25 protein-coding genes are annotated in these 26,165 nt (G+C 70.3%); 16 read left to right on the top strand and 9 right to left on the bottom strand.

Going from position 1 to position 26,165, the window contains the following annotated elements; genetic code table 11:
- The 3 genes from ACFWY9_RS01615 to ACFWY9_RS01605 form a co-directional block, all read right to left on the bottom strand.
- The coding region (locus tag ACFWY9_RS01615) for an acyl carrier protein (RefSeq protein ID WP_378337901.1) at positions 1–359 on the bottom strand (359 nt) is incomplete at its 3' end.
- On the bottom strand, positions 356–2,086 hold the full coding sequence (locus tag ACFWY9_RS01610) for a fatty acyl-AMP ligase (RefSeq protein WP_378337900.1): 1,731 nt from the start codon (positions 2,084–2,086) through the stop codon (positions 356–358). The genes ACFWY9_RS01615 and ACFWY9_RS01610, both read right to left, overlap by 4 nt.
- A 409-nt stretch (positions 2,087–2,495) precedes the next feature.
- A complete protein-coding gene (locus ACFWY9_RS01605; protein WP_378329924.1) occupies positions 2,496–3,386 on the bottom strand; it encodes an alpha/beta hydrolase in 891 nt (296 codons plus the stop codon).
- Between the two features lie 130 nt (positions 3,387–3,516).
- Here ACFWY9_RS01605 and ACFWY9_RS01600 point away from each other — a divergent pair, with 130 nt between their 5' ends.
- Entirely contained in the window at positions 3,517–4,860 is a 1,344-nt protein-coding gene (locus ACFWY9_RS01600) for an MFS transporter (RefSeq protein WP_378337899.1), read from the top strand.
- Here the strand turns inward: ACFWY9_RS01600 and ACFWY9_RS01595 are convergent.
- Both ACFWY9_RS01595 and ACFWY9_RS01590 read right to left on the bottom strand, forming a co-directional pair.
- Positions 4,780–6,882, bottom strand: coding sequence for an MMPL family transporter (locus tag ACFWY9_RS01595; protein WP_378337898.1), 2,103 nt, complete (start codon positions 6,880–6,882; stop codon positions 4,780–4,782). The genes ACFWY9_RS01600 and ACFWY9_RS01595 overlap by 81 nt on opposite strands.
- A 279-nt stretch (positions 6,883–7,161) precedes the next feature.
- Positions 7,162–8,286 carry a PucR family transcriptional regulator gene (locus ACFWY9_RS01590; protein ID WP_378329927.1) on the bottom strand — a complete coding sequence of 375 codons (1,125 nt, stop codon included), beginning with the start codon at positions 8,284–8,286 and terminating at the stop codon, positions 7,162–7,164.
- A gap of 132 nt (positions 8,287–8,418) precedes the next feature.
- Between ACFWY9_RS01590 and ACFWY9_RS01585 the strand changes: the two genes are divergently transcribed.
- The 3 genes from ACFWY9_RS01585 to ACFWY9_RS01575 are packed head-to-tail and all read left to right on the top strand — an operon-like array spanning position 8,419 to position 12,259.
- Positions 8,419–9,867 (top strand): AMP-binding protein, encoded by a 1,449-nt coding sequence (locus ACFWY9_RS01585; protein ID WP_378337897.1) that lies wholly within the window; start codon positions 8,419–8,421, stop codon positions 9,865–9,867.
- On the top strand, positions 9,864–11,066 hold the full coding sequence (locus ACFWY9_RS01580; protein WP_378337896.1) for an alpha/beta hydrolase: 1,203 nt from the start codon (positions 9,864–9,866) through the stop codon (positions 11,064–11,066). The genes ACFWY9_RS01585 and ACFWY9_RS01580 overlap by 4 nt, the downstream gene beginning before the upstream one ends.
- Positions 11,048–12,259: an MFS transporter gene (locus ACFWY9_RS01575; protein ID WP_378337895.1), complete on the top strand. Its 1,212-nt coding sequence runs from the start codon at positions 11,048–11,050 to the stop codon at positions 12,257–12,259. Before ACFWY9_RS01580 ends, ACFWY9_RS01575 begins: the two co-directional genes overlap by 19 nt.
- 154 nt (positions 12,260–12,413) lie before the next feature.
- Here the strand turns inward: ACFWY9_RS01575 and ACFWY9_RS01570 are convergent, their stop codons facing one another.
- Positions 12,414–13,367 carry a helix-turn-helix domain-containing protein gene (locus ACFWY9_RS01570; RefSeq protein ID WP_378329931.1) on the bottom strand — a complete coding sequence of 318 codons (954 nt, stop codon included), beginning with the start codon at positions 13,365–13,367 and terminating at the stop codon, positions 12,414–12,416.
- A 371-nt stretch (positions 13,368–13,738) separates the two neighbouring features.
- Here ACFWY9_RS01570 and ACFWY9_RS01565 point away from each other — a divergent pair, with 371 nt between their 5' ends.
- Complete coding sequence (locus tag ACFWY9_RS01565; protein WP_378337894.1) at positions 13,739–14,107, top strand: twin-arginine translocase TatA/TatE family subunit; 369 nt, start codon at positions 13,739–13,741, stop codon at positions 14,105–14,107.
- A gap of 6 nt (positions 14,108–14,113) precedes the next feature.
- On the opposite strand, the gene ACFWY9_RS01560 is transcribed toward ACFWY9_RS01565, so the two are convergent.
- Positions 14,114–14,698, bottom strand: coding sequence for a helix-turn-helix domain-containing protein (locus ACFWY9_RS01560; protein ID WP_378329933.1), 585 nt, complete (start codon positions 14,696–14,698; stop codon positions 14,114–14,116).
- 78 nt (positions 14,699–14,776) lie between these two features.
- Here ACFWY9_RS01560 and ACFWY9_RS01555 point away from each other — a divergent pair, with 78 nt between their 5' ends.
- Together ACFWY9_RS01555 and ACFWY9_RS01550 are read left to right on the top strand one after the other, a co-directional pair.
- Entirely contained in the window at positions 14,777–15,733 is a 957-nt protein-coding gene (locus ACFWY9_RS01555) for an NAD(P)/FAD-dependent oxidoreductase (RefSeq protein WP_378329934.1), read from the top strand.
- Positions 15,730–16,341, top strand: coding sequence for a class I SAM-dependent methyltransferase (locus ACFWY9_RS01550; RefSeq protein ID WP_378329935.1), 612 nt, complete (start codon positions 15,730–15,732; stop codon positions 16,339–16,341). The genes ACFWY9_RS01555 and ACFWY9_RS01550 overlap by 4 nt, the downstream gene beginning before the upstream one ends.
- A gap of 2 nt (positions 16,342–16,343) precedes the next feature.
- Here the strand turns inward: ACFWY9_RS01550 and ACFWY9_RS01545 are convergent, their stop codons facing one another.
- Positions 16,344–16,940 (bottom strand): copper resistance protein CopC, encoded by a 597-nt coding sequence (locus ACFWY9_RS01545; RefSeq protein WP_378337893.1) that lies wholly within the window; start codon positions 16,938–16,940, stop codon positions 16,344–16,346.
- Between the two features lie 441 nt (positions 16,941–17,381).
- Here ACFWY9_RS01545 and ACFWY9_RS01540 point away from each other — a divergent pair, with 441 nt between their 5' ends.
- The 5 genes from ACFWY9_RS01540 to ACFWY9_RS01520 all read left to right on the top strand — a co-directional run bounded on the left by ACFWY9_RS01540 (position 17,382) and on the right by ACFWY9_RS01520 (position 21,129).
- Complete coding sequence (locus tag ACFWY9_RS01540) at positions 17,382–17,969, top strand: hypothetical protein (RefSeq protein WP_378329937.1); 588 nt, start codon at positions 17,382–17,384, stop codon at positions 17,967–17,969.
- A 3-nt stretch (positions 17,970–17,972) separates the two neighbouring features.
- On the top strand, positions 17,973–18,887 hold the full coding sequence (locus ACFWY9_RS01535) for a copper resistance D family protein (RefSeq protein ID WP_378329938.1): 915 nt from the start codon (positions 17,973–17,975) through the stop codon (positions 18,885–18,887).
- A gap of 22 nt (positions 18,888–18,909) precedes the next feature.
- The gene (locus tag ACFWY9_RS01530; protein ID WP_378329939.1) at positions 18,910–19,881 is read left to right on the top strand and encodes a plastocyanin/azurin family copper-binding protein; all 972 of its coding nucleotides are present in this window, start codon (positions 18,910–18,912) and stop codon (positions 19,879–19,881) included.
- A 103-nt stretch (positions 19,882–19,984) separates the two neighbouring features.
- Complete coding sequence (locus ACFWY9_RS01525) at positions 19,985–20,494, top strand: hypothetical protein (protein WP_378329940.1); 510 nt, start codon at positions 19,985–19,987, stop codon at positions 20,492–20,494.
- Positions 20,491–21,129: a cupredoxin family copper-binding protein gene (locus ACFWY9_RS01520; protein WP_378337892.1), complete on the top strand. Its 639-nt coding sequence runs from the start codon at positions 20,491–20,493 to the stop codon at positions 21,127–21,129. Before ACFWY9_RS01525 ends, ACFWY9_RS01520 begins: the two co-directional genes overlap by 4 nt.
- A 19-nt stretch (positions 21,130–21,148) precedes the next feature.
- Here the strand turns inward: ACFWY9_RS01520 and folE are convergent, their stop codons facing one another.
- A complete protein-coding gene (gene folE / locus ACFWY9_RS01515) occupies positions 21,149–21,745 on the bottom strand; it encodes a GTP cyclohydrolase I FolE (RefSeq protein WP_378329942.1) in 597 nt (198 codons plus the stop codon).
- 131 nt (positions 21,746–21,876) lie between these two features.
- Here folE and ACFWY9_RS01510 point away from each other — a divergent pair, with 131 nt between their 5' ends.
- The 4 genes from ACFWY9_RS01510 (at position 21,877) to ACFWY9_RS01495 (ending at position 25,903) form a co-directional block, all read left to right on the top strand.
- Positions 21,877–22,608 (top strand): helix-turn-helix transcriptional regulator, encoded by a 732-nt coding sequence (locus ACFWY9_RS01510; RefSeq protein ID WP_378329943.1) that lies wholly within the window; start codon positions 21,877–21,879, stop codon positions 22,606–22,608.
- Between the two features lie 304 nt (positions 22,609–22,912).
- Entirely contained in the window at positions 22,913–23,203 is a 291-nt protein-coding gene (locus ACFWY9_RS01505; RefSeq protein ID WP_378329944.1) for a DUF3040 domain-containing protein, read from the top strand.
- A gap of 112 nt (positions 23,204–23,315) precedes the next feature.
- Positions 23,316–24,326: a YdcF family protein gene (locus tag ACFWY9_RS01500; RefSeq protein ID WP_378337891.1), complete on the top strand. Its 1,011-nt coding sequence runs from the start codon at positions 23,316–23,318 to the stop codon at positions 24,324–24,326.
- Positions 24,327–24,442: 116 nt separating this feature from the next.
- Positions 24,443–25,903 (top strand): trypsin-like serine protease, encoded by a 1,461-nt coding sequence (locus tag ACFWY9_RS01495; RefSeq protein ID WP_378337890.1) that lies wholly within the window; start codon positions 24,443–24,445, stop codon positions 25,901–25,903.
- Positions 25,904–26,165 lie beyond the last annotated feature (262 nt).

Here is a 26,165-nt window from a genome sequence, read left to right as displayed (position 1 = left end):
TGGGGGTGGTTTAACGGCCCCCCATCAACCCCGGGGTCCCCAACCACTACCCGGCCCACCCCTCGGGGGGGGGCGTCGCCCCCCCCCCCCCCCCCGGCGTCGTTGCCCCCCCACGTCTCCCCTTCGGGTTCCGGCACCAGCGCGGCCGCCAGCGCGGTGATCGTGGGGTGCTGCCACAGCAGCTGGGTCGGCAGCTCCCGGTCCAGTTCGTCCTCCAGCTCACCGGTCAGCGTGACCGCGTCGCGGGAGGTGAGGCCGTACTCGCGCAGCGGGCGGTCGACGTCCACATCGGACACCGGGAGCCCGCAGATCTCGGCGAGGCGTCCCGCCAGCCAGTGGCGTAGCTGAGCTCTGGTCATGCGAGCTCTCCCTTCAGGTAACGGGCCCGGGTGGCCGAGCGGGCGATCTTGCCGCTCGACGTGCGCAGGACGGAGCCCGGCCGGACGAGGACGAAGGCGTGCAGCCGGAGGTCGTGGTGCTTGGCGACGGCCGCGCGCACCGCGCGTTCGACCTCACCGGTGTCGAGTTCCCCGGCGTCCACGTGGTTGGAGTACTCGGCGACCACCACCGGCGCCTCGCGGCCGTCGTGGGTCACGCTGAACACCGCGAGCCGGTCCCGCCGCAGCACGGGATGCGCTTCCTGGGCGGTGGCCTCGATGTCCTGCGGGTAGTGGTTCTTGCCGTCGATGATGATCAGGTCCTTGAGCCTGCCGGTGATGTACAGCTCGCCGTCGAGGAACACGCCGAGATCGCCGGTGCGCAGCCAGCCCCCTTCCGGCGTCGCGCCCTTGAGGTGCCCGTCGAAAGTCTCCGCCGAACGCTCCGGCTGGCGCCAATATCCGTCCGCGACATTGGCACCGTGGATCCAGATCTCCCCGACCTCGCCGTCGATCCTCGGCGCACCGATGGCAGGGTCGGCGATGCGGACCTGCTGGCCGACCGGAACCCCGGCCGAGACGAGCCGCAGCGCGCGGTCGTCGCCCTCGGGCACCGGAACCGCCCGTCCCGCACCGAGTTCCGCGCGGTCGAGGATCGCCACCCGCGGCGGGCGCTGGGGCGTGGTGCTGACGAACACTGTCGCCTCGGCCAGACCGTAGGAGGGCCGGTGCGCCTCGGCGCGGAAGCCGAGCGGGCCCGCCGCGTCGAGGAATCCCGCGATGGTCTCCGCGCGGACGGGCTCGCTGCCGTTGATCGCCGAGCGCACGCCGGACAGGTCCAGCTCCGCCGCGCCGTCCGATTTGGACAGTTTCGCGGCGGTGTACTCGAAGGCGAAGTTGGGCGCGGCGGTGATCACGTCGTTGCGCCCGCTCATCAGCTTCAGCCAGCGCACCGGGCGGCGGGTGAACGCGAACGGAGTGGTGAACACCGAGTGCGCCCCCGTGTGCGCCGGCAGCGCGACGAGCTGGATCAGGCCCATGTCGTGGAAGAACGGCAGCCAGCCCGCGCAGGTGCTGTCCTCGCCGACGCCGAAGCCCGCCACCACCTGACGGACGTTCGCCGAGATCGCCCGGTGGGTGATCACCGCGCCGGCGGGGCGGCGGGTCGAGCCCGAGGTGTACTGCAGGTACGCGGGCTGGTCCGGTTCGACGGCGGGGGCCTCGAACCCGTCGGCGAGCGCACTGTCCACAGTGTCCACCGCGATGAGCTGTTTCGGCTGGGGCACCGGATGCGCGTTCATCAGCTCCTTGATGCTGGGCACGGCCGAGCTGGAGGTGAGCCACACTTCGGGGTCGCTGTCGGCCAGCGCTCCCACGAGGCGTTCGCCGTGCGCGCTCACCTCCGGTGCGAACAGCGGCACCGCGATCACACCCGCGTACAGCGCGCCGAAGAAGCCGACGACGTAGTCCAGGTTCTGCGGGCACAGCACGGCGACCCGCTCACCCGCCTCGGTGACCTGGTTCAGCCTCGCCGCGACGGCGCGGGCGCGCCGGTCCAGCTCCGCCCAGGTCAGCGTCGTCTCCACCCCGTCCCGCTCGTCGCCGTAGTCGACGAACGTGAAGGCGGGCCGGTCGGAGTCCCGGCGGGCCGCCAGCGCGGCGGTCAGCGGGCTGAATTCGGCCACGAAATCGATTTCCTGGTTGGACATGACGCTCCCACCTTGTGCGTTCTTCGAATCCGCCCGGCATGGCCGGACGAGCGGACTTTCCGGATGTGAAAGCGGCGAACCGCGTGCGGCGGCCCCGACTACACGCCGATCTGCCAGTTCACAGCCTGTGTGTGCAAGCGACATTGCAAGGCGGCAGGGACGTTACCGGCCGCACTTTTACTCACGCAAGAGCGCAACTGTTGTGAGCCGGGCCACCTGCACCGGAAATGCGGGTTCTCCAGTGCACCGCAAGGAAATCCAGACGACCGTAGGTGCTTTTTCACAGTATTCACAGTCGCGGTATTCGAGACGGCGAACATTCATTATTAACGATACCCGAACGCGGTTTCGGGCAGCACTGATCGACAGCCGCGGGCGCCCCGGACGCGCCGCGTCGATCCGTTGTCCGTCACGGGCCTGGCGACCGCAGCGCGTCCAGCAGAAAGGGCCAGGACCGCGTCAATTCTCGTTGCCACGACGGCCAATCATGGGTCCCCTGGCCGAAACTCGTTGTCGCGGGCCAGCTGAGCGACGCCAGGCGCCGCGCCAGATCGTGGCTCGCCGGGCCGACTATCCGTTCCAGCAGCCGGTCCCCCGGCGCGGGCGGATCACCTCGCACGCGGTTCCCGTCCCCCGCCGCGAGATAGACGGGAGTGCCGACCAGACCGTCGGCCAGGTGGTAGGGATCGTTGCGCAGCCAGCGATCGCGGCCGAGCCAGCGGCTGCCCCACATCGCGTCCATCCGCTCGCCGACGGTGTGCAGATAACGCCGGAGCAGCAGCGGCGTCCCGGGCCTGGTGGTGTGCACCATGCCGCTGTAGGAGGCCGCGGCCGCGAACAGGCCGGGGTTCCCGGCGGCGTAGACGAGGGCGCCGTATCCGCCCATCGACACCCCGGCGACCGCGCGCACCGCATTCCCGCGATACCACCGTTCGACGAGATTTCTCAGCTCCACCAAGTGAAACCGCGGCCAGTCCGGGGTCGTGCCGAACTGGTCGGGTGCGCGCCAGCGCGTGTAGAAGCCGGCCCTGCCACCGTCCGGCAGCACGACGAGGACGTCGTCGTCGAACGCCCGCCGCGCGATATCGGTCCGCGTCAGCCAGCATTCCGGCCCGTCGTCACCGCCGTGCAGCAAATAGAGCACCGGCCACGTCCGCCGGGAATCCGGGGACCAGCCACGCGGCGTCAGCAATAACGCCGAGGTGGTTCTGTCGAGCGCGCGCGAGCGGAGCGCCAGGTCGATCCGGTTCGGCGACGGCGACGTTTCGGCGGTTACCTCGATTTCATCGTCCGTATACATTTTCTCCGGTCTCCCTGTTTGCCCGCAAAGCGGTCGCCGCTATCGTGGGAACAAGGCGGGCCCGAAACGGACACCGAACACGCGTTTCCGCTTCTGGCACCCTCATCGCCGGTACCGGGAAGGTCGTTTCATGACATATTCTGACTCCTCCCAGAAGGTGGGATTCTCGCGAAACCCCGGGTGGACACTGCTGGCGGTTTCGCTCGGCGGGGCCATGGTCGGCCTCGACGGCACGGCACTCACGATCGCGGGACCCGAGATCGGCAAGGACACCGGCGCGTCGCTGTCCGGCCTGCAGTGGATCACCACCGCGTACCTGCTGGCACTGGCGCTGGCGTTGTTCCCCGCCGGCCGGATCGCCGACCGGTACGGCAGGCGGGCGGTGTTCCTCACCGGGGTCATCGGGTTCGGCGCGGTGTCCGTGCTCATCACCATGGCCTCGACGGTGGCCATGCTGATCGCGCTCCGCGCGTTGCAGGGGATCTGCGGCGCGATGCTGCAGCCCGCGGCGCTCGCGCTGCTGCGGATGGCCTTCCCGCCACACCGGCTGGAGCTGGCGCTCGGTGTCTGGGGCGGGGCGTCCGCGGCGTCGATCGCGGCCGGGCCCATCGTGGCGGGCCTGCTGGTGCAGTGGTCGGGCTGGCAGGCGGTGTTCCTGGTCAACGCGCCGATCGCGGGACTCACCACGCTGCTGACGCTGGCCACCGTGGCCGAATCGCGCTCGGCGGGCGGCCGCCTCCGGGTGACCTCCCTGCTGCGCGCGCCCGGCGTCGCCATCGGTGCCGTGCTCACGGTGCTGAGCTATTTCTCATTGTTCGGCCTCCTGTTCTTCCTGACGCTGTACCTGCAGAACGTGCGCGGCCTCGACCCGATCGCCGCGGGACTGTGGCTGCTCCCGGTGACCGTGGTGGTCGTGCTCAGCGCCCCGCTGGGCGGCGCGCTCGCCGCGAGGTTCGGCCCGCGCCGCCCCGCGATCTGGGGATTCGTGCTGGTCTCGGTCGGCATGCTGGGCTTCACGCTGCTCGACGTGGACACCGGCTGGACCGACGCACTGCCCGCGTCGCTGGTGCTCGGCCTCGGCACCGGGATCGCGCTGATCGCCTCGACCCAGGTGATCATCGGCGGTTCGCCGGTCGCCATGTCGGGCCTGGCCTCCGCGCTGCAACAGGTGGCCACCCAGCTCGGTGGCGTGGCCGGGATCGTCGTGCTCGGTGTGGTGATGTCGTGGCGTGCCAAGGAAGTCCTCCCGGACGAAGCGGTCACCCAAGGTCTGGTGCCCGTCGGCGCCGATCCCGGCAAGGCGCATTTCGCCTTCCTTTCCGGGTTCGCCGCGACGGCGGCGGTCGCGGCCGTGGTCGTCATCGCCGGTGCGGTGGTCGCGGTCCGGATCCGCTCAGGCCGCCCCGTGCCGGAGCCTGCCGGGCCACCACACTCGACGTCCGATGTGGACGGTGAGGGCGGGAACCAGCAGTGACCGCACGAGCAGGGTGTCGAGCAGGACACCGAAGGCGACCAGGAACGCGATCTGCGCCATGAAGAGGATCGGCAGCACCGAGAGCGCGGCGAACGTCGCGGCGAGCACCACGCCTGCCGAGGTGATCACGCCGCCGGTGACGGCGAGCGCCTCGAGCGTGCCCGCCCGGGTGCCGTCGTTGAACGCCTCCTCGCGGACGCGGGTCATCAGGAAGATGTTGTAGTCGATGCCCAGTGCCACCAGGAAGACGAACGCGTAGAGCGGCACGGACGGGTCCGAGCCGGGGAAGTCCAGCACGTGGTTGAACACGAGCGCGCCGACACCCAGCGTCGCGGCGAAGGAGAGCACGACCGTCGCGATGAGCATGAGCGGCGCCAGCAGCGAGCGCAGCAGCAGGGCCAGCACGCCGAAGATGACCAGCAGCACGATCGGGATGATCACCCCGCGGTCCCGCTCGGCGGCGTCGCGGATCTCCTGCTGGATCGCCGTCTGACCGCCGACCTTCGCCTCCGCGCCGGGCACCGCGCCTGCCACGTCCCGCACTTTGTCCACTGTGGACATCGCGGCGGCGGAATCCGCCGGGTCGTGCAGCGTCGCGTCGATCTCGACCAGCCCGTCGAGCACCTTCGGCCGCCCCGTCGCGGGATCGAGGCTCACCCGCGCGCCGCCGTCCACCCCGGGCACCGCGCCCACGGCCTTGGCGACCCGGTCGGCCGCCTCCTGCCTGGCCACGATCACCACCGGATTGCCCGCCCCGCCGGGGAAGTGCTCGGCGAGCGTGTCCTGGCCGGTTACCGCCTCGACCTTGGTGAGGAAGACGTCGGCCTGGCTCACCCCGTCGGATTTCAGGGTCGGCGCGAAGGCGGCGAGCGCGGCGAGCACCACTGCCGTCCCCGCCCACACCCACCGGTAGCGACGGCCGACCAGCGCCCCGATCCGCGACCACAGCCCGTGTCGCGCACCGGCCGCGGGCCGCACGGGCCAGAAGGCGGCGCGGCCCAGCAACGCGAGCATCGCGGGCAGGAAGGTCAGCGACGTCAGCAAGGAAGCGGCGATGCCGATCGCGGCCACCGGGCCGAGGCCACGGTTCGAGGTCAGTTCGCTGAACAGCATGCAGAGCAGGCCGAGCACCACGGTTCCCGCGGAGGCCACAATGGACTCCGCCGAAGCCCGCAGTGCCACCACGACCGCGGAACGCGCGTTGTCTCTGCGGGCCAGTTCCTCCCGATATCGCGCCACCAGAAGAAGGGCGTAATCGGTCGAGGCGCCGAAAACCAGGATGAACAGGATGCCCTGGGTCTGTCCGTTGAGCGTCAGCGCACCGTGCTTGGCCAGCGGATAGACCACCGCCGACGCGGCGATCAGCGCGAGCCCGGCACTGGCCAGCACGACGATGGGCAGCAACGGGCTGCGGTAGACCAGCACGAGGATCGCGACGACGGCGATCGCGGTGATGACCAGGAGTTTCCCGTCGATGCCGCCGAACACCTCACTGAAGTCGGCGTTGAACCCGCCTGGCCCGGTGATCGCGGCCGACAGCCCCAGCGGCGTCGTGGCGTGGACGACGTCCCGCATCTCCCGGACGGTCTCCCCGGCCGCGAAACCGTCCACACCGGACACGGGAACGACGAGCTGGACGGCTTTCCTGTCGTCGGAGTCGATCGGCGGGCTGACCGGGCCCGTGAGCCCGCCGAGCTTTCCGACGGCCGTCGCCGAGCGCGCGATCGCGGCCCGGTCGGCCTCGGTGATCCCGGTGTCCCGGCTGTACACGATCAGCGCGGGTTGGATCTTGCCGCCGGCGAAGCGTTCCTGGAGATGGGCGACCTCGGTCGCTTCGGCACCGGCGGGCAGGAACGAAGCGCCGTCGTTCTTCTGCACCTCCGAGAGCAGCCCGGGGAAACTCCCGCCGAGCACGCCGAACGCCAGCCACGCGAGCGCGATGATCGCGGGCAGGAGCCAGCGCCGCCGCACCCTCGTGGGCCCGGCACCGGTCTCGTTCTTGTTGGCCAGCCGCAGACTCATGGGAGTACCTCGGGGAGCTCGGAAAGCATTGGCGGAGAAGCACTGCAAGAATGGGACGCCCGTACAGGCCACAGCTCACCAGGTGCGTGCGGCGGCAAGCAACCAGCCAGCACCTTGCGAGCGGGAAGTTTCCTCGCCCGGATCGGTACGGGAGTACCCATCCTGGTGACCGGCGCACTCCGTTTACCGCGCTCTGCCAGGTCTTTCACCAGCAAGTACGCGGACTGTGAAACTGTGAATATCACGCGCTGTGGTCCGGCTCTCACCCACCCGTGCGGGTCAGTGCGCCGGGGTGCGGCCCAGCCGGACGAGCCACCACAGCTCGGCGATGTCGGCCGGGTCGCGCAGATCCGCACCGGTGAACTCGGCGAAGTGGGCGAGCCTGCGCCGCAAGGTGTTGGGGTGCACCGGGGACGCGGCGGCGGCCTCGTCGATCCGCAGTCCGTGCTCAAGGTAGCCGACGACCGAACTCCAGATGTCCATACCGTAACGTCCCTTGTCCCGCAAGGGTTCCAGCAGCCGCTCGGCGAGGATGGCGGTCAGCTCCTCGTCGGCGGAGGCGACCGCTGCGAGCCGCAGTGTCGCGAGTTCGTGGGCCCCGCCCATGCCGAGCCGGAACGCCGCCGCCAGCGCCCGGCCCGCCGAGCGCGCGGACAGGTGCAGCTCCTCGGGCGCCACCACCGGCCCGATCCCGAACGTGCCGAGCGAGGTCTCCAGCGACACCCCGGCACCGAGCACGCCCGCCACGTCCTCCCTGCCGACCGCGGCCAGCACCACCCCCGAGGGCACCGACTCCCGCAGCACGGACACCGTGACGCCCGGCGCCAGCCTGCCCCGCACCGCCGCGTACCTGCCGTCCGGGTCGAGGCCGAGGCCGGCGAGGTGCCCGCGGCTCGACGCCGGGGACGTCGTCGGCGCGAGCAGCGCGCGCAGGGAGTCGCCGATCCGCTGTTCGTCCTCCCGCGCGACCCGCAGCTGGACCTCGTGATGCGCCGTCGCCGCCGCGACCGTGACGACGTCCAACCAGCGCCACACCAGTCCCAGCGTGACGAGCAATGCCGCGTCGTCGGCGCCGTGTTCCCGCGCCCGCGCCTCGATCAGGTCCCAGCAGGTCTCGCCCGCGGCGCGGTAGGCGGCGAGTACCGCGGCCAGGCTGACACCCTGTCTCGCCCGCGCGACCCCGATCTCGGTGATTTCCCGCAGTTCGGCCGTGTCGGGCAGGCGGTGCTCGCGCAGGTGCGCCAACGCCGTGGCGACGATACGCCGGTTCCCCGACCGCAGTGCCTCGTCGGTGACGGCGGCGTACTCGGGCACCGCCTCGCGAATACGGGCGACGAGCCGGTCGACGATCGCGTCGAGCCGCGCGGGATCGCCGAGCAGCTCGTCCAGTGCGGGAGCCGTCATGGTGGAAACCTCCAGCGAACGGGGACGGAGACGCGCCTCGAGTACAACGTTGCCCGGGCTTCATTGTCACAAAATCCCATTCTGACGATCATCGGCGGGAGGACACGACGCGATGATGGGGAGTTTGACCATATGGACCGTACGACCCTGGCCGCCCGCCTCGCCGACCTCACCGCTGCCGCCCCCGACCGCGCCGCGCTCACCTGCGGGGGCCGGACGCTGAGCCGCCGGGAACTCGACCTGCGCAGCACCGCGCTCGCGCACGCGTACGCGGATCTCGGGGTCGGCGCGGGCTCGCTGGTGACCATCGCACTACCCAACGGGATCGAGTTCGTCCTCGCCGCGCTCGCGACGTGGAAGCTCGGCGCCACCCCGCAGCCGCTGTCCTACCGGTTCCCGGCCGCCGAGCTGGAAGCGGTGCTCGCGCTCGCCGATCCAGCGCTCGTCGTCGGGCCCGAGGTGGCGGGACGGCAACACGTGCCGCCGGGGTTCACCCCGCCGGAGAACCACGAACCGCTCCCCGCCGTCGAACCCGGTCCGTGGAAGGCGCCCGCCTCCGGCGGCAGCACCGGCCGTCCGAAGATCATCGTCGCCGGGGAAGCCGCATACGCCGACGTCCTGGCCGGAGTGGCGGCGTTGTTCGGGATGACGCCGGACGGCGTGCATCTCGCTGCCGGGCCGCTGTATCACAACGCGCCGTTCATGATGTCCGCGTCGGCGCTGTTCACCGGCAACCACGTCGTGGTGCTGCCCAGGTTCGACGCGGCGGAAGCCGTGCGGGCCATCGAAAAGTACCGTGTGGACTGGGTTTTCCTGGTGCCGACGATGATGCACCGGATGTGGCGGCTGCCCGAGGCCGAGCGGGACGCGGCCGACCTGTCGAGCCTGCGGGTCGTGCTGCACGGCGCGGCACCGTGCCCGGTCTGGCTGAAGCAGGCGTGGATCGACTGGATCGGCCCGCAACGGCTGCACGAGCTGTACGCGAGCACCGAGGCGCAGGCGGGCACGCTGATCACCGGCGAGGAATGGCTGGCCCACCCGGGTAGCGTCGGCAAGGTCGCGGCCGGCGAAATCCGCGTACTCGACGACGAACATCGCGACGTCCCGACCGGCGAGACCGGGGAAATCTGGATGCGGTCCGCGCCCGGCGCGCCCGCGACATACCGGTATCTCGGTGATACCCCGACGAGTCTGCCCGGCGGCTGGGAATCCCAGGGCGACGTCGGCCGGTTCGACGCCGACGGCTATCTCTACCTCGCCGACCGCAAACCGGACATGATCCTTGTCGGCGGCGCGAACGTGTTCCCCGCCGAGGTCGAGGCGGCGCTCGACGAGCATCCGTCGGTGCTGTCCAGCTGTGTGATCGGGCTTCCCGACGAGGACTACGGCAACATCGTGCACGCCGTGGTGCAGACCGACGGACCGCTCGACGAGGTGGCACTGCTGGAACATCTCAGGTCCCGGCTGGCGCCGTACAAGCTACCCCGGGTTTTCGAGCGAGTGGACGAGCCGCTGCGGGACGACGCGGGCAAGGTCCGCCGCGCGGCCGTGCGCACCGAACGCCTGGCCACGCACCGGTGACGGCCGCACCCACGCGGACCGGGCTGGCCGTCGTTTCCCGGCAGGCACTGGGATCGCGGCTCGTCGAGTACACAGTGGACTCGACGGCGGTCGGCGGCCGGACCAGCCTGCGCATCCTCTTCCCTACCGAGTACACAGTGGACACCCGTCGGCGGTTCCCGGTGCTCTATCTGCTGCACGGCGGGGACGACGACTACCGCTCGTGGACCGACAAGGGCAAGGCCGCCGAAACGACGGAGAAGTTCCCGCTGATCGTCGTGATGCCGGACGCCCGTAACGGTTTCTACTCGGACTGGGAGAAGCCCGGCCGTCTCGGCAAGCCCCGCTGGGAGACCTATCACCTCGGCGAACTGCTGCCCTGGGTCGACGCCACGTTCCGCACGATCGCGCGTCGCGAAGGACGGGCGGCGGCCGGTCTTTCCATGGGCGGGTTCGGCGCGTTCTCCTATGCGGCAAGGCATCCGGATCTGTTCGTGGCGGCGGCGAGCTTCTCCGGGGTGCTCGACACGAACCGGTACTCGTGGATCACCGAGATCGCGGCGCGGCGGGACGGCGGCGGGTTCGGGGCGATCTGGGGCGACCGGCTCACCCGCGCGGCCCGCTGGCGCGCGCACAACCCGTGGGACCTGGCGGAAAACCTGCGGGGCATGACGCTGGCCGTGCGCACCGGCAACGGCGTGCCCGCCGACCGGGACCACCGCCGCCCCGACCCGGTGGAGGCGATCGTGTACCACCAGTCGGTGCGGATGCACCGGAAACTCACCACGCTGGGCATCGGCCACCACTGGCACCACCGGCGCGGCGTCCACGACTGGCCACAGTGGATAGACGATCTCCGCGCGACGGTCCCCTTGCTGGCCGAGGCCCTCGCCGATCCACCGTCCACTCCGGACCCGTTCTCCTACACCTCGGCCGAGCCCGAGTTCTCCGTATGGGACTGGTCGGTGAGTTTCTCCCGTTCCCACCGGGAGTTCGCCGTGTTGTCTCATGTGGACAGAGAAGGTTTCGCCCTCGCCGGCAGCGGGACGGCACGGGTGCGCACGGCGGCCTGGTACGAACCGGGCCTGCGCTACACCGTCCATGTCGAAGACCCTTCGGGCACCCGGCCCGGCACGGTCCTGGCCGACCGGGAGGGGCGTCTGGCCTTCTCCTTGCGACTCGGCGACCGTAACGGCACCGCGTGGGTGAAGATCCGATGACCGGCGTCGTGACCGAGCCGACGGCGGCGGTCCGTCCCGGGTGGATCGCCGCGCTGTCGGCCGCGACGCTCGGGATGTCGATCGCGGTGCTGACGCCGATCCAGGTGCTGCTGCCGCTGCAGATCGAGGCGATCGACCCGGCGCGCAAGGTGGCGAACCTCGGCTGGATCACCGCTGTCGCGGCGGTGCTCTCCATGGTGGTGTGCCCGGTCGCGGGCGCGCTGTCGGACCGCACGGCCTCGCGGTTCGGCAGGCGGCGGCCGTGGGTGCTGGGCAGTGGCCTGGTGTGCGCCGCCGGGCTCGTCCTGCTCGGCCTGCAGCACACGATCCTCGGCGTGGCACTGACCTGGTGCGTGGTGCAGGCGGGAACGAACGCGATGTACGCCGCGCTCACCGCGTCCGTGCCCGATCTCGTGCCGGTGCGCCAACGGGGTGTGGTGTCGGCGTTTGTCGGGCTTCCGCTACCGCTTTCGTTGATACTGGGCAGTTTTCTGGTGAGTTCGGTGGTGACCGGCCGGGTCTCCGGGTACTGCCTGCTGGCGGGACTGCTGCTAGTCCTCATCGTCCCCTTCGTGCTCCTGCCGACGGACACGCCGCGAATCGAGCGCGGTCCCGCCGGGCCGCCGAAATTCACCCACGACCTCGGCTGGGCCTTCGGCTGCCGCCTCGGCATCCAGCTCGCCAACGCCGTCGGCACGCTGTACCTGCTGTACTACCTGCGCGACGTCGTCCACCACGAGGACCCGGCGCGGGCGGTGTTCCTGCTGATCGTCGTCTACACCGCCGGGATCCTGCTCACCAGCGTCGTCGCGGGGCGATGGTCGGACCGCAGCGGGCTGCGGAAACCGTTCGTCGTGGTCTCCTCGGCCGTGGTCGCCGCCGCGATGGTGGTGCTTTCGCTGGCGCACACGTTCTCCGCCGCGCTGTTCGCGGCCGCGCTGATGGGCGTGGGCTACGGCGTCTACCTTGCCGTGGACAACGCGCTCATCACCCAGGTGCTGCCCGCGGCCCACGCGCACGCGCGCGACCTCGGCGTCGTCAACCTCGCCAACACCGCCCCGCAAGCGCTCGCCCCGGCCATCGCGGGCGTGGTGATCGCCGAGCTCGGCGGGTACTCACCGCTCTACCTGCTCGCCGCGGTGTGCGCGCTCGCCGGCGCGGCCGCGATCGCCCCGGTGCGCTCCGTGCGGTGATTCCCGGATCGCTCTGAAGGGGCCTTCAGAGCGCTGGACGCCACGGATGTTCCCTTCGCCGGACATCGGTCTACAAAGGACGACGTCGCGAACGACGCGTTGGCGACGCTCAACGTCCCGTACGCGTCGTTCGCGACACCGGAGTCCACGAAACTCAGTAGTACCAGCGGATGCCGAAGTGGCCGGGGCCGACGTCGCGGCCGAGCGCCAGCACCGAATCGGACAGCCCGAGCTTGAGCAGTTGCGCGGTCTCCGCCGAGGTGTCCCCCGGCGGTGACGTGAAGTGCTGGCAGCGGCGGGGCACCGCGGCCGGGTCGAAGCAGACCTCGAGCAGGTATTCCCGCACCGAGCGGCGGAACCGGCGGAAGTAGGCCTCGGTGGTCGCCGGTTCGGCGTGTTCCCGGCGCGGGTTGTGCACCTCGAACTCGATCAGGACGTGCTCGCCCTTGGTCAGCGGACGTTCGAACAGCAGCTCGGCGGCGAAAAGGCTGCTGACCTCGCTGGTCACCACCTTGCCGAGGGTGCAGTTCCGCAGCCCGGTCACGACCGGCTCCTCGCCGGCGCTCCCGTCCCAGTCGTAGACGAGCAGCGCGCGGTCGGGGCCACCGCAGTCGGCGCGCATGACCTGGGTGCACCGCACGGCCCGTTCCCGTCCGTCCGGACCGACCAGCACCCGGTCGTGCAGGGTGAGCCTGCGCAGCGAACGGTCCGGGGTGGTCGGCACATCCCCGAGCAGCCCGGCCACCTCGGGTTTCGCCGGCCATAGATCGGCCAGCCCCGGCAGGCTGCCGCCGCGCCTGCCACGCGGGCTCGGCGGGCCGAGCAGGTTCCGCAGCGAGTTCGGCGGGACCTCCAGCACGTTCTCGAGATGTTCCAGCGCCCGCAACGACGTCGGCCGCTCCGGGCGGCGCTGGCCCGACTGCCAGTAACTCAGCGTGGCGAGGCTGACCTGGACACCCTTGCGGGCAAGCCGGTCCTGGATGCGGTCGAGGCTGAGCCCCCTGGCAACGATCGCCGCGCGCAACGCGACGTTGAACGGGCCCTGTTCCAGCAGCCCGCCGAGTTCCTCGCGCCGGTGCTCACCGGCACGGTCGAAGTCGGTCGCCATCCCGCCTCCTCACGTTCGTGACGTGACGCAGCGTCCTCAGGACTCAGCGGATTCTCTACTTGCCAGTAAAGTAGGCGTTCCGTGTCCGTCTGACTACCCTCAAATGGCGGAACACACACCCCCATTCGACGTAGCACGCAGGTGATAGCGCACGGAGATCACCGCTTCATCTCACCCAGAGCACAGGATTGGCACCCGATCGTGAACACCTGGGGCGAGGACAGCGTCCCGTTGAGAAGCGGCACCCGGTGACCGATCCGGCATCCGGAGCCCCCCGGTCGTTCACCGTTCGCCGGTAGGATCGGGGAGGCGCACGGGCGTGTTTTCCGCGTAACCGGGCGAAATCCGACGAATGGGTCCGGAGGTGAAGCGTGTTCGGCCTCAGCATCGAGCACATCCTGGTCCTGGTAGTGGCCGGGCTGTTCATCCTCGGCCCCGAGCGGCTGCCGGGCGCGCTCCAGTGGCTCGGCCAGTCGATCCGCAAGGTCCGCGCGTATGCCAGCGGCGCGCAGGAGCAGCTCAAGTCCGAGCTCGGCCCGGAGTTCGACCAGCTCCGCAAGCCCCTGCAGGACCTCCAGAGCCTCCGCGAGTTCAACCCGAAGACGGTCGTCACCAGCTACCTGCTCGACGAGCCCGCCCCCGCGGCGGCCCAGCCCGTGGCGAACGGCACACCGGTCGCCCCGCCGCCCACGCCACTGCGGCCCGGCGAGCGCCCGCCGGTCGATCCCGACGCCACCTGAACCGCCTCAGTCCCGGCGATGCCGGGCGCGGACGTGCATCCGCTCGCCCTGCGGCCCGAACAGGCTGAGGAACTCCACCGGCCGCTCGTCCACCTTGCCGAACCAGTGCGGCTCCCGGGTGTCGAACTCGGCGACCTCGCCCGCGCGCAGCACGAAATCGTGCTTGCCGAGGACCAGCCGCAGCTGTCCATTGAGGACGTACAGCCATTCGTAACCCTCGTGCGTCCGCGGATCCGGCTCCCGGCGGTCGGGCCCCGCCGGGATGATGTGCTTGAACGACTGGACCCCGCCGGGCCTGCGGGTCAGCGGGATGATGGTCATCCCGTGCCGCTTGAACGGGCGAGGATAGACGCGGGGATCGCCGGTGGACGGGGCGTCGACCAGCTCGTCGAGCGGGACGCCGTAGGCCTTCGCCAGCGGGAGCAGCAGTTCCAGGCTCGGCCTGCGGCTGCCGGACTCGAGCCGGGACAGCGTGCTGACCGAGACGCCGGTCGCCTCCGCCAGGTCCGTCAGCGTCAGTTCGGCACGTTTGCGCAGCTCACGCAGGCGAGGCCCGACCGCGGTGAGCACCTCTTCGAAGTCGTCGCTCATCCCCTTATTGCAGTTTCGGCAAAGAAGTTTGTCAACTTGGCGAAGTCTCCCGCATGGTGGATCGCGGAGGTGGTCACCATGACCAAGACACGGGGCCGCTACGACGTGGTCATCGCCGGGGGCGGCGGTGCGGGACTCGGCGCCGCGCTGATGCTGGGCAGGGCGCGGCGCTCGGTGCTGGTGGTGGACGGCGGGCAGCCGCGCAACGCGCCCGCCGAGCACATGCACGGATTCCTCTCCCGCGACGGGATGCCGCCGGGCGAGCTGCTGGAGATCGGGCGACGGGAGGTCGAGGGATACGACGGCGAGATCGTCACCGGGCAGGTCGTGTCGGTGGCCGGGGCCTCCGGGGAGTTCACCGTCGAACTCGACGACGGGTCCACAGTGGACGCGCGACGCCTGCTCGTCGCGACCGGGCTGACCGACGAACTGCCGCGGATCCACGGGCTCGCCGAGCGCTGGGGCCGGGACGTGCTGCACTGCCCGTACTGCCACGGCTGGGAGGTCCGCGACCAGCCGATCGGCGTCCTCGCCACGGGGCCGATGGCCATGCACCAGGCCCTGCTGTTCCGGCAGTGGTCGGCGGACGTGACGTTCCTGCTGCACACCGCCGCGAAACCCGCCGACGACGAACTGGAGCAGCTCACCGCGCTGGAGATCCCGGTCGTGCCGGACGAGGTGACGGCCGTGACCGTCACCGACGACCGGCTCAGCGGCGTACGGCTGTCGAGCGGCATGGCGATCCCGCTGAGCGCGCTGGTAATCGCGCCGCGGTTCACCGCGCGTGCCGGATTCCTCGCACCGCTCGGGCTGGAACCGGCGCCGCATCCCACGGGCATGGGCACCTACCTCGCCGCCGACCCCGACGGCCGGACTTCGGTGCCGGGCGTGTGGGCCGCGGGCAATGTCACCGACCCGCGGCTGCAGGTCCTCGCGTCGGCGGCGGCCGGTGCCACCGCGGCAGGCGCCATCAACGCCGACCTCATCTCCGAAGATGTCCAGAACGCACTGACCGAACGGCGGAACGCACTGTGAGCGAAGAAAACTACGTGAACGCGGAATTCTGGGACGGCCGGTACCGGGAGCAGGACTCGCTCTGGAGCGGGGCCACGAACGGCACGCTGGTGGCCGAGGTCGCCGGCCTGACACCGGGGCAGGCACTCGACGTCGGCTGCGGCGAAGGTGCCGACGCGCGGTGGCTGGCCGAAAAGGGCTGGCGGGTGACCGCGATCGACGTCTCGCAGGTGGCCCTCGAACGGGCCGCCGCGCACGGCGGTGAGAACGTCGCTTGGGTCCGCACCGACCTCGCGGTGTCCTCCCCGCCCGCGGCTTCGTTCGACCTCGTTTCCGCGCACTACTTCCCCATCCGGAAGGAAAGCGCCGTGCGTGGCCTGCTGGCCGCGGTGGCACCGGGCGGGACCCTGCTCTTCGTCGGCCACGACTTCGACGGCGCTTTGGAGCACCACGAGCACAACGGCGGGCAGGGTCCGGACCCGCGCGACTTCTACCAACCGTCCGAGGTCGCGGCGTTGCTCGATGACGACTGGAAGATCCTGGTCCACGAGACCCGCGAGCGCGCCCACGTGCCCGAGGGCAACCCGCACCACCGCGACACCGTCCTGCGGGCACAGCGCCTGCGCTGACCTCAGCGGCCCGCGCGCGCCGGCGCGCGGGCCATCCGGCGCGCGACGGCGAAGCCGGCGAGAAGCAGTACCACCCCACCGGTGATCCACGGCCACAGCGGGACCCCACTGTCCACTGAGGACACCGAAGGTGCCGCCACCGGCGCGGCGGCCGCCGAGGTGACCGGCGCCGCGTTCGCCGGTCCCGGCACGGTGAGCGTGAACGGGACGGTCCCGGAAACAGGGTGTCCGTCCGCGGAGATCACGCGGTAGTGGATCGTGTACGCCCCGGACGAGCCGAGCGGGTGCACCGGTGCCGACACCTTGGCGTCCACAATGGACATCGGACCGCCTTCCCAGTGAGTGCCGCCGTCGGGGCCGATGACCGTCAGCTCGGTGAATCCCTTCTCCAGCGGCTCGTTGAACTCGAGGACGACCTGCTCGGGAGAGGTCGCGATCGAAGCACCCTTCGCCGGAGTGCTCGACACCAGCACGCTGTGCGCGTGCGCTCCCGGCGTCCACAGCAGCAAGGCGAGCACCACCACCGTCAGCAGGACGGCCACGCGCGCGGCGAACCGGTGACCGGCGTCTTCGAGCCACCGCTGTTCATCGAGAATCATGATTTCCTCGCGATCGATCGGGTACGCGCCGAATCCGGCGGATCGGGTACGCCTGAGGCAGCCGACATTAGCGCCGCGGCGCCGCGAGAAATGAAAGATGTCTGTTAAGCAATTCTCACTCGCATGATCATCTTTCTCGCCGCCGAGCCCCCTGAGCCCCTCGGCGCAGCCTCTGGTCACCCGAACGGCGTAGATTTTCCGGCGTCCGGCCGCCGATCTCACCGGCGAACCATTACCGGACGGCGGGCGACTTTACCTGGTCTTCATGTCAGGAACACACCCCGAAACCTGGCGGCTGGTTTTCTTCTCGCCGACCGAAGGGCTTCTTTTCCTTCGCCATTGTGCCTTCTTCGACGTCGACGAGGACGTCTTCCCTTTCCCGGTTCCCTTCGTCCGCGAGGCGATTCCGGAACCGCTCTCTCCCACGAGGAGGACCTGACCGTGGCAGTGCGAGGTCCACGTCGCGAGCACCTGATCGCGGCGAGCCTGACCGGGGCCGTCGTGGTCGTCGTCGGCTACGCGTCCGGGATCGGCTTACGACCGGGTTCGGCCGCCGCCACCCCACCGCTCGCCGACGGCGGGCACCCGGTGGCACCGGCGTCGCCGACCGAGCCACCACTGCCCTCCGGCGGGCCACCGACGGGAGTGCCGATCTCGCCGCTGCCCGCCGTCCCGGTGCTGCCGCCCGTGGAGCAGCAGCCACCATCCCCCACCATGCCGGGCGGAATCGAGGTCCGGCCCTCCCCCGCGCCGCCGTCCGCCACCGATCCCGTGTCGCCCTCGCCCTCCGTGCCGCCGACCACCCCGATCCCGCCTCCGCCACCCCCGGGATCGGACGTCCCCTCGTGTCAACCCGGTGTGCCCCAACAGGTTCTGGACGTCGTGGGCGGTCTGCCGGTACTCGGCGCGGTGACCACCGGCCTCGGCGTCACGGGCTCGAACGGGCTCGGCGCGGTGCTGCTGGGCTACTGCAAGGCCCCGGACGGCTCCCTCGAACTCGCCATGATCCCCGCGCCGGAAAGCCACTGAGCCATGGACCTGACCCCGGCCAAGGCGTGGTACGTCCTCGCCCGCTGCGTCGACTACTTCGGCCTGACCCTCTTCGCCGGCGGGCTGTTCTTCCTCGCCGTGCTCTGGCCCGCGGGAGCCGGACACCGTGGTACGCGGCGGGTTCTGACCACCGGCTGGGTGCTGGGCTTCGCGGGCACGCTCGCCGGGATCGGGCTGCAGGGCGCGTGGTCGGCCCAGCGCCCGGCCGGTGACCTCTTCAGCTGGGAGCTGATCAGCCAGGTTCTGGGTGTCCACTTCGGACAGGTCTGGTTCGCGAAGGCGTTGCTGTGGCTGCTCGGTGGCGTCGCGCTCGCCTGGGTGCTGCAACGGGGCCGGGCCGCCGCGACGACGACCGCCTGGCGGGTCGGCGCGGGCGCGGTCGTCCTCGGCCTGCTGCGTGCGTCCGGGCTCACCGGCCACGCGGTGGAGAGCAAGCGGCCGCTGCTCACCCAGCTCGCGGATTTCGTCCACCTGGCGGGGATTTCCGCCTGGATCGGCGGGCTCGCGGTGCTGTTGTTCGGCGTGCTGGCACGCCGGGACTCCGACGAACTCGCCCGTGTCGTCCCCCGTTATTCGAAGCTCGCGATGGTGTCGGTGCTCCTGGTGATCGTCGCGGGTGTCGTGCTGGCTCTGGAGACCATCGGGCCGGTCGGCCGTATCTTCACCACCAGCTACGGGCGGATCCTGCTGGTGAAACTGGCCGTGCTCGCCGTCGTGCTGCTGATCGCGCAGGGCAGCAAGAGCTGGGTCGCACGGCGTCTCGACTTCGCCGTGGTCCTGCGTGGCGACGCCGCCGTCGTCCGCCCGTTCGTCTATTCCGTCGCCGCCGAGACCACGCTCGTGCTCGTGGTCCTCTTCGCGGCGAGCTTCCTCGTCACGGCCAGCCCTGGCCGGTGACCGGATCCGAAAGGAGTCCTTGATGGACAACCCCGAAATCACCACCGAGGCACCGCCACCGGCGCCCCGCGCCCGGCGGTGGCCGTTCGCGGTGGCGATCGTCGCGCTCGCCGCGGCCCTGTTCAGCCTGGCGACCCTGCGGGGCGGGCAGACCGAGCAGGCCGCGCCGCGACGCGCCGACGTCGATCTGGCGGCGCTGGCCAAGCAGGGACCGATGGCCGTTCCGCTCTACCAGGGCCTGTCCCAGGCCCAGGCGGGCGGGGCGGCACCCGCGGCACAGGCGGCGCCCGCCAAGTCCGTCGAGGCCATGGGCTACAAGTTCACCCCGGCGAACGTCAGCATCGCCGTCGGCGACACGGTGACCTGGACCAACCACGACACCGCGCCGCACAACATCGTCATCACCGACGGCCCGGAGAAGTTCACCTCGCCGACGCTGCAGAACGGCCAGACCTTCAGCCACACCTTCACGAAGGCGGGCACGTACTCCTACTACTGCTCGATCCACCCGGACATGAAGGCCACCCTCACCGTGACCGGATCGCCGACCAGCTCACCGGCGCCACCCACCACTCCCGGCACGCCGACCTCCGCGCCGCCGTCGAGCCCGACCCACACCATGCCCGCGCCCCCGCCCGGCGGCGGCGCGTGCGTGCCGAAGGGAGTCCTGCAGCCGATCCTCGACCACATCAAGAGCGCGCACCTGGAGGAGTCGCCCGGCCAGCAGGTCACGGACCTGCTCAACCTCGACCAGTACATCAAAACCCACACGGTGTGGCTGGAAACGGTGCTCGCCCCGGTGCTGAACGGGTCGGCCGACAAGGTCGTCGCCGACACGCTGGCGCCGATCGTCGCGCACCTCAAGAGCGCGCACCTGGAGGAATCGCTCGGCCAGCAGGTCACCGATCTGCTCAACCTCGACCAGTACATCAAAACCCACACGGTGTGGCTCGAATCCGTGCTCACACCGCTGCTGAACCAGGCGACCTGCTGACCCCGACCAGCTGTTCGCCCGCTCGAAACGGGTGGCCCGGCCGAAACGCACTCGGCCGGGCCACCCGCCCAGTATCCCCATCCAGCCCGGGAGGCACCCGCCGATGCCCGACACCGAAGTCCTGCCCGCTCTCCTCCCCGACGGAGTGCGCCGAGAGGTGTACACGCTGCGCCGCGACCGCTGCGTGATCGAGACTTCCCTGCGCCTGCTGCGCTTTCCGGTGCTGCGGGGCCGGTTCTCCGCCTCGGGTGGGCATTTCGACGTCGCCGAGCCCGAGCTGACCGTGGTGCTCGACGCCGCGTCGCTGCGGGTCGGCGTCCCCTTTCTCAGCAGGTTCCTGACAGGACCGCGCGGTCTGTCCACCGCCGACCACCCGGACGTCGTGGTCGAAGCACCGGTGGTACTCCTCGGTGCCGACCGGGTCGTGGACCTCGTCTGCCGGGTCGTCCTGCCGGGCACGACCCGCGACCTGCGGCTGCGCGGCGACCTGCGGTACGTCGACGACGAGCGGATCATCCTGTGGGCCAAGGGAATTCTGCCGAAGACGCGGCGGAAGGCCCGGTTCGCGCGCCGCCGCGTGCACGTCGAGATCGCGATGGAGTTCGTCCGATGAGGCGGACCGCGATCGTCCTCGCCGGTCTTCTCCTCGCTTGCGGTGTCCTGGCCTGGGCGCCCCGCTCCGCCGGCGCCGCGGCCCAGCAGGTGATGATGGAGAACTACGCGTACGGCCCGGCCGCGCTGACCGTCCGAGCCGGTGACACCGTGACCTGGATGCAGCACGACGAAGCCCCGCACGACGTCGTCACCACGAGCGCGCCGGTGGCCTTCCGCAGCCCGAAGTTGTCGCAGGGCCAGAGCTGGAGCTACACGTTCACCCAGCCCGGCACGTATTCGTACTACTGCTCGGTGCATCCCGACATGCGGGCCACCGTCACCGTCCTGGCGGCGCCGACCACGGCCGCGCCCGCTCCGCCGCCCCGCCCGGCACCGGCCGCACCCGTGCCGTCGAAGAAGACTGCCGCGCCTTCCGCGCCGGGGTCGGTCCAGCCGTCCAGCTCCGCGCCGTCGGCAAGTTCCGCACCCGCCACCGAACCGGCCGCCGCGCCGCCCTCGTCGGCGCCTTCCGTGGTCCAGCAGGCCGCACCGGCCACCGCGCCCTCACTGGACCCGATGCTGCTCGTCGCCGGGGTGGTCACCGCCGTCGCGGTACTGTGCCTGTTGCTGCTGGGCTCGCGGCAGTCGCCCTAGACCGTCCCTTGTGGACGGTTCAGGAGTTGACGCCGGTGAGCGCGAAGAACTCCTGGCGCGAGCGGGCGTCCTGGCGCAACGTGCCGAGCAGGGTCGAGGTCACGGTGCTGGAGCCGACGGCCTGCACCCCGCGCAAGGTCATGCAGGAGTGCTCGGCCTCGATCACCACGCCGACGCCCTTGGGGTTCAGGTGCTCGCACAGCCAGTCCGCGACCTGCTTGGTCAGCCGCTCCTGCACCTGCGGGCGGCAGGCGAAGTGCTCGACGATCCTGGCGAGCTTGGACAGCCCGAGGATGCGCTCGCCGGGCAGGTAGCCGACGTGGGCGACGCCGACGAACGGCAGCAGGTGGTGTTCGCAGACCGACCGGACCGGGATCGCGCGGGCCAGCACGAGCTCGTCGTACTGCTCGTCGTTCGGGAACGTCGTCAGGTCGAACGGGCGCGGGGCGAACAACTCCGCGTACGCGCGCGCCATCCGGCCCGGGGTGCCGCGCAGGCTCTCCGAGTCGAGCGGGATGCCGAGGGCGGTGAGGAACTCGGCCGCCGCGGCCTCCGCCGCCTCGAGGTCGGGACCGACCTCCGGCTGGTGCACGACCCGCAGTGCTGAACTCGACATCACTTCACCCTGGCTTTCGGCTCCTGGTTTCACCAAAAAGTATTGGCGTTATGTTGCGGAAGGTCAAGTGACCAGTGTCGATCCCGACATGTGGCTGTTGGACCAACTGTGATAGCCGATACGCTGAGTACGTGACCGCTTCCGAACGGCCGCGGGAGACACTGGACATCGCCGCTGTCACCGCGGTCGCCGCCCTCGAGGACAACCTGCGCCGCCGTCTGTACACCTACGTGCGGGAGGCGCGGCGCCCGGTCGCGCGCGACGAGGCGGCGGAAGCGGCCGGGATCTCCCGGAAGCTGGCCGCGTTCCACCTCGACAAGCTCGTCCGCACCGGCCTGCTCACGTTCGGTTACGACACCGTCGGCGGCGTGGCGCGGGTGGGCCGCAAGCCGAAGCTCTACCGGCCGGCCGACACCGAGATCCAGGTCGGGATCCCGGCCCGGCGGCACGAGATCCTCGCCGACATCCTCGCCGACGCCGTGCTCGCGGACTCCGGCGACGAGACCGCCCGCGCGGCCGCGATGCGGATCGCCGCCGAGCACGGCGAACGGGCCGGAAGTCTCGAACGGGACCTGGCCCGGCCGGGGCGACTCGGCACGGAGCGGGCGCTCACCCTCGCCGAGGCCGTGCTCACCCGGTACGGGTTCGAGCCGAGCCGCCCGGCACCGGACCGCGTCCAGCTGCGCAACTGCCCGTTCCAGCCCTTGGCGGCCAAGGCGCCCGGCCTCGTCTGCGGAATCAACCACGCCTTCCTGACCGGGGTGCTCAGCGGGCTGGGCGCGCACACGGTGGAGGCCGCGCTCGCGCCGGGGGCAGGCTGCTGCGTCGAGCTCCGCCCGGTCGACGGGAAGCAGCACCACTGACGAGGAAGGCACGGGCGGGAGGGAGTCCGCCCGTGCCGGGTGCGTCCCCAATGGACAGACGACGTCCACGGTGCGGCCGGACGGTCCCGCACCGTGGTCACGACATCATCTCGGCGGGCCAGGTGGCGTGACTACTCCTTGCCTGCTCAGCACGCTTCCGGTGGGTCGGCCGATTCAATTCCGACCCGCCACGAGATCCGGCCGTGACCGGACATCGGGTTGGAGAAGATTTTCCGGCCGCCGAGGTCGTATCATGTTCCCACCTCGAAACGCTGGATCACGATGATTCAGGTGGTGCTGGAACATGGCGCTACACGATTACGAACAGCGAAAACTCGACGAGATCGAGAAACACCTCGTCGAGGAGAACCCGCGCATGGCACGGCGGTTCGCCGAGTTCCGGCCGATCCACCTCATCACCTTGGTGGCGGCCGGACTGGGCCTGCTCGTGCTGCTCTCGGTCGGCCTCGTGGTGATGGTCATCGGCGTGCGGCTGACCGCGCCGGGATTAATCACCTTGGGCGCCGTGCTCACCGCGACCGTGCCCGCCGCGATAACCTGGTACCTGCTGCGGCGCGCCAAGCCCACGAAATGAACCGCGGCACCTTTCCCTGTCAAATCCATTGTGTGTCGGTACCCGCCGTCAGCCAGGCGCGTCGGCGGGTTCTCCCTCGTCGGCGCTGGACCGTATGGTCTAATCCCCGCCCGTGAGGATCGCTTACGTCATCTTCGGGATCGCGGCGGTGTGGTTCCTGTTCTTCCTGATCAGCTTCCTGAAGGAACGTCGCCGCCTCCGCAACGGCGTCTACCTGTTCATGACCCTGTTCTTCGCCGCGCTCGGCACGGTGGCCTCGCTGGCCTCGGTGTCGGCCCAGGCCGCGGAGATCGTGGTCGTGTCGGGGTTCCTGCTGATCCCGCTGGCGATCCTGGCGCTGGCGATCTTCCTGGTCTTCAACGGCGTCACCATGATCCGCCGCGAAGGCAGGCGCCTGGCCAACCTGCTCTCGCTGCTGCTCGGTGCGGGGATCCTCGCCTACCTCCCGTTCACCGCGGCGATCAACCGGATCCCGTGGACCCCGGCGAAGGTCGCGGTGACGGTGCTGACGCTGATCCTGGCGTACGTGTCGTTCCTGTTCGTCTGCTTTCTGCTGTACGCCATCGTGTATGGCCGGATCCGGCAACGCCGCGCCGTCGATTTCGTGGTCGTCCTCGGCTCCGGGCTGATCGGCGCCAAGGTGCCGCCGCTGCTGGCGAGCAGGCTCGACCGCGCCCGCGCGGTCTTCGAGGCGGGCGTGGCCAGGGGCGGACAGCCGCTGCTCGTGACGTCCGGTGGTCAGGGCCCCGACGAGGACGTGCCCGAATCCCACGCGATGGCCGACTACCTCGTCGAACGAGGTGTGCCCCGCGAGCGGATCCTGCTGGAGGACCGGTCGAGGACGACCTGGGAGAACCTCACGTTCAGCCGCGAGATCATGACGGGCCTGCGGCCGGGCTACCGGTGTGTGGTGGTCACCAACAACTTCCACGTCCTGCGTGCCGCGCTCACCGCCCGGCGGGCGAAGGTCGACGGCCAGGTCATCGGCGCGCCGACGGCGTGGTACTTCTGGCCCAGCGCGACGATCCGCGAGTTCGTCGCGGTCTTCCTCGACCACAAGGTGGTCAACTTCGGCATCTGCCTCAGCCTCGCGGCCATCACGGTACTCGGCGCGCTCGGCTGACGCGGGAAACCCTTTCGCCGCAATAGTTCCGTACCCATACGGGTGTGCTCCCGGGTTGTTACCCCACCCGCGGTCACCGGAAAGTGACGGCAGCTACTCGAACCGAAGGAGCTGTCGTGAGCAGAAGAAACCGCATACTGGGCTGTTTCGCCGTCGGCCTCGCCGTCCTCACCACGCCGTGGCCGAACGTGGCGACCGCCGCGCCGGGGAACCCGCCCGCGGTGGCGCCGCTGGGCGGCACCACCGTCCCCGGCGGCGACGTCCAGCCCTCGTCCATCGGCGGGACACCGGCGTCGGTCAAGGACTACCCGTTCATCATCGCCGGGCTGCGCGAGGGCGGGCCACGGCCGCAGGGTGAGACCTGCACGGGATCGGTCGTGGCCCCGCGCAAGATCCTCATCGCCGCGCACTGCAAGGCCGCCGAGGGCAAGAAGACCTTCCTCTACGGCCTTGACGACCTCAACGCGGGCGGCGGCACGCGGATCGGCGTCGTCAGCTACGAAACCCACCCGAAGTACGTCAACTTCGATCAGGGTTACGACGTCGCCGTGGTGACCACCGACGCCGACATCCCGGTGCCAGGCGGGCAGTACGCGAAGGTCGCGACGTCCGCGGACACCGACCTGAACAAACCGGGCAAGAACGGGCTCGGGCTCGGCTACGGCAAGAAGGACTTCAACGACGACACCAAGGACGTCACGCTGCACAAGTTCAGCCTGCCGATCGTGGCGGGCAGCAACTGCCAGGGTGTCGGGGCGGGGTTCCAGGACGCCACGATGATCTGCAGTGGCTACAGCGACGGCCACGTCACGATCCTGCCAGGGGACAGCGGCGGCCCGCTGATCGTGGACGGCAAGGTGACCGGGGTCGCGTCGTGGAGCCGCAGCGATTTCAAGTGGTACAGCGTCTACGGCCGGCTCAACAACGACATGGGTGACTGGGTCAAGGAGCAGATCGGCTCGGTACCGGATCAGGACAAGTTCACGGTCGGCGTGACGCCGGGTTCGGTGAAGGTCGATCCCGGCAAGTACGTGTCGGCGACGGTGACCAGCAAGGCGGGTAAGAACGGCGCGGAGAAGGTCGAACTGAGCGCGTCGGGCCTGCCCGAGGGCGCGAAGGCGACGTTCCAGCCGTCGACGATCAACTCCGGCGACACGGCCAAGGTGACCATCGAAACCGCTTCAGGTACGCCGGAGAAGGAGTACGCGGTCACGATCTCCGGCAAGGGCACGACCGACACGAGTACGGCGACGCTGAAACTGGTCGTGGGCAAGGGAGAACCACCCGCCGGTGACCTGAAGGTGAGCGTGAATCCCGGCAGCGGCACCGTGCGGCCCGGATTCTTCGCCACGGCCACGGTGACCGCCTCCGGCGGGACCGGCACGATCACGCTGTCGGCCTCCGGTTCCGGACTGCCGTTCGCGCCGTTCTTCAGCCCCGTCACCGTGTCCAGCGGGGGCAGCTCGCAGATGCAGGCGGGTGCCCCGTTCCAGCCCGGCACCTACCCGATCACCATCACCGCGAAGGACTCCACCGGAAAGACCGCCACCACCACCTTCACCCTTACAGTCCAATAAGGACACTGCGGTTCCGTTCCGTCAAGGCCACCTTACGGGCATCTGATGCCCGTAAGGTGGCCTTGACAGCATTCCCCGGCGTCGTGATCCGCCGGAGGTTTCGCGTGCATGTACAGAGGTCTCGCGTGCGTGAACGGAGAACTCGCGTGATTACGTGAGTAAAGCCGTGGCCCCCCGCCGCAGGTGCCGGGGGGGCGGGGGCCCCGCGGGCGGGGGGGCGGCGGGCGGGTGGCTAAGGGGTTGTGAATAACGGGATCTTGGC

This window comes from Amycolatopsis sp. NPDC059027 (genome assembly GCF_042739735.1).
In the GTDB taxonomy this organism is placed as follows: Bacteria; Actinomycetota; Actinomycetes; order Mycobacteriales; family Pseudonocardiaceae; genus Amycolatopsis.
Note: the sequence above shows the minus strand (reverse complement) of the source record. Positions and strands in the feature narration are given on the sequence as shown.

Coding starts and splice junctions, on each gene's coding strand:
- ACFWY9_RS01570 (WP_378329931.1), bottom strand. CDS start 13,367: ATGGCGACCGACTTCGACCGTGCCGGTGAGCACCGGCGCGAGGAACTC.
- folE (WP_378329942.1), bottom strand. CDS start 21,745: ATGTCGAGTTCAGCACTGCGGGTCGTGCACCAGCCGGAGGTCGGTCCC.
- ACFWY9_RS01535 (WP_378329938.1), top strand. CDS start 17,973: ATGGACCTGACCCCGGCCAAGGCGTGGTACGTCCTCGCCCGCTGCGTC.
- ACFWY9_RS01505 (WP_378329944.1), top strand. CDS start 22,913: ATGGCGCTACACGATTACGAACAGCGAAAACTCGACGAGATCGAGAAA.
- ACFWY9_RS01605 (WP_378329924.1), bottom strand. CDS start 3,386: ATGTATACGGACGATGAAATCGAGGTAACCGCCGAAACGTCGCCGTCG.
- ACFWY9_RS01595 (WP_378337898.1), bottom strand. CDS start 6,882: ATGAGTCTGCGGCTGGCCAACAAGAACGAGACCGGTGCCGGGCCCACG.
- ACFWY9_RS01590 (WP_378329927.1), bottom strand. CDS start 8,286: ATGACGGCTCCCGCACTGGACGAGCTGCTCGGCGATCCCGCGCGGCTC.
- ACFWY9_RS01610 (WP_378337900.1), bottom strand. CDS start 2,086: ATGTCCAACCAGGAAATCGATTTCGTGGCCGAATTCAGCCCGCTGACC.
- ACFWY9_RS01560 (WP_378329933.1), bottom strand. CDS start 14,698: ATGAGCGACGACTTCGAAGAGGTGCTCACCGCGGTCGGGCCTCGCCTG.
- ACFWY9_RS01525 (WP_378329940.1), top strand. CDS start 19,985: ATGCCCGACACCGAAGTCCTGCCCGCTCTCCTCCCCGACGGAGTGCGC.
- ACFWY9_RS01555 (WP_378329934.1), top strand. CDS start 14,777: ATGACCAAGACACGGGGCCGCTACGACGTGGTCATCGCCGGGGGCGGC.
- ACFWY9_RS01530 (WP_378329939.1), top strand. CDS start 18,910: ATGGACAACCCCGAAATCACCACCGAGGCACCGCCACCGGCGCCCCGC.
- ACFWY9_RS01545 (WP_378337893.1), bottom strand. CDS start 16,940: ATGATTCTCGATGAACAGCGGTGGCTCGAAGACGCCGGTCACCGGTTC.
- ACFWY9_RS01600 (WP_378337899.1), top strand. CDS start 3,517: ATGACATATTCTGACTCCTCCCAGAAGGTGGGATTCTCGCGAAACCCC.
- ACFWY9_RS01520 (WP_378337892.1), top strand. CDS start 20,491: ATGAGGCGGACCGCGATCGTCCTCGCCGGTCTTCTCCTCGCTTGCGGT.
- ACFWY9_RS01585 (WP_378337897.1), top strand. CDS start 8,419: ATGGACCGTACGACCCTGGCCGCCCGCCTCGCCGACCTCACCGCTGCC.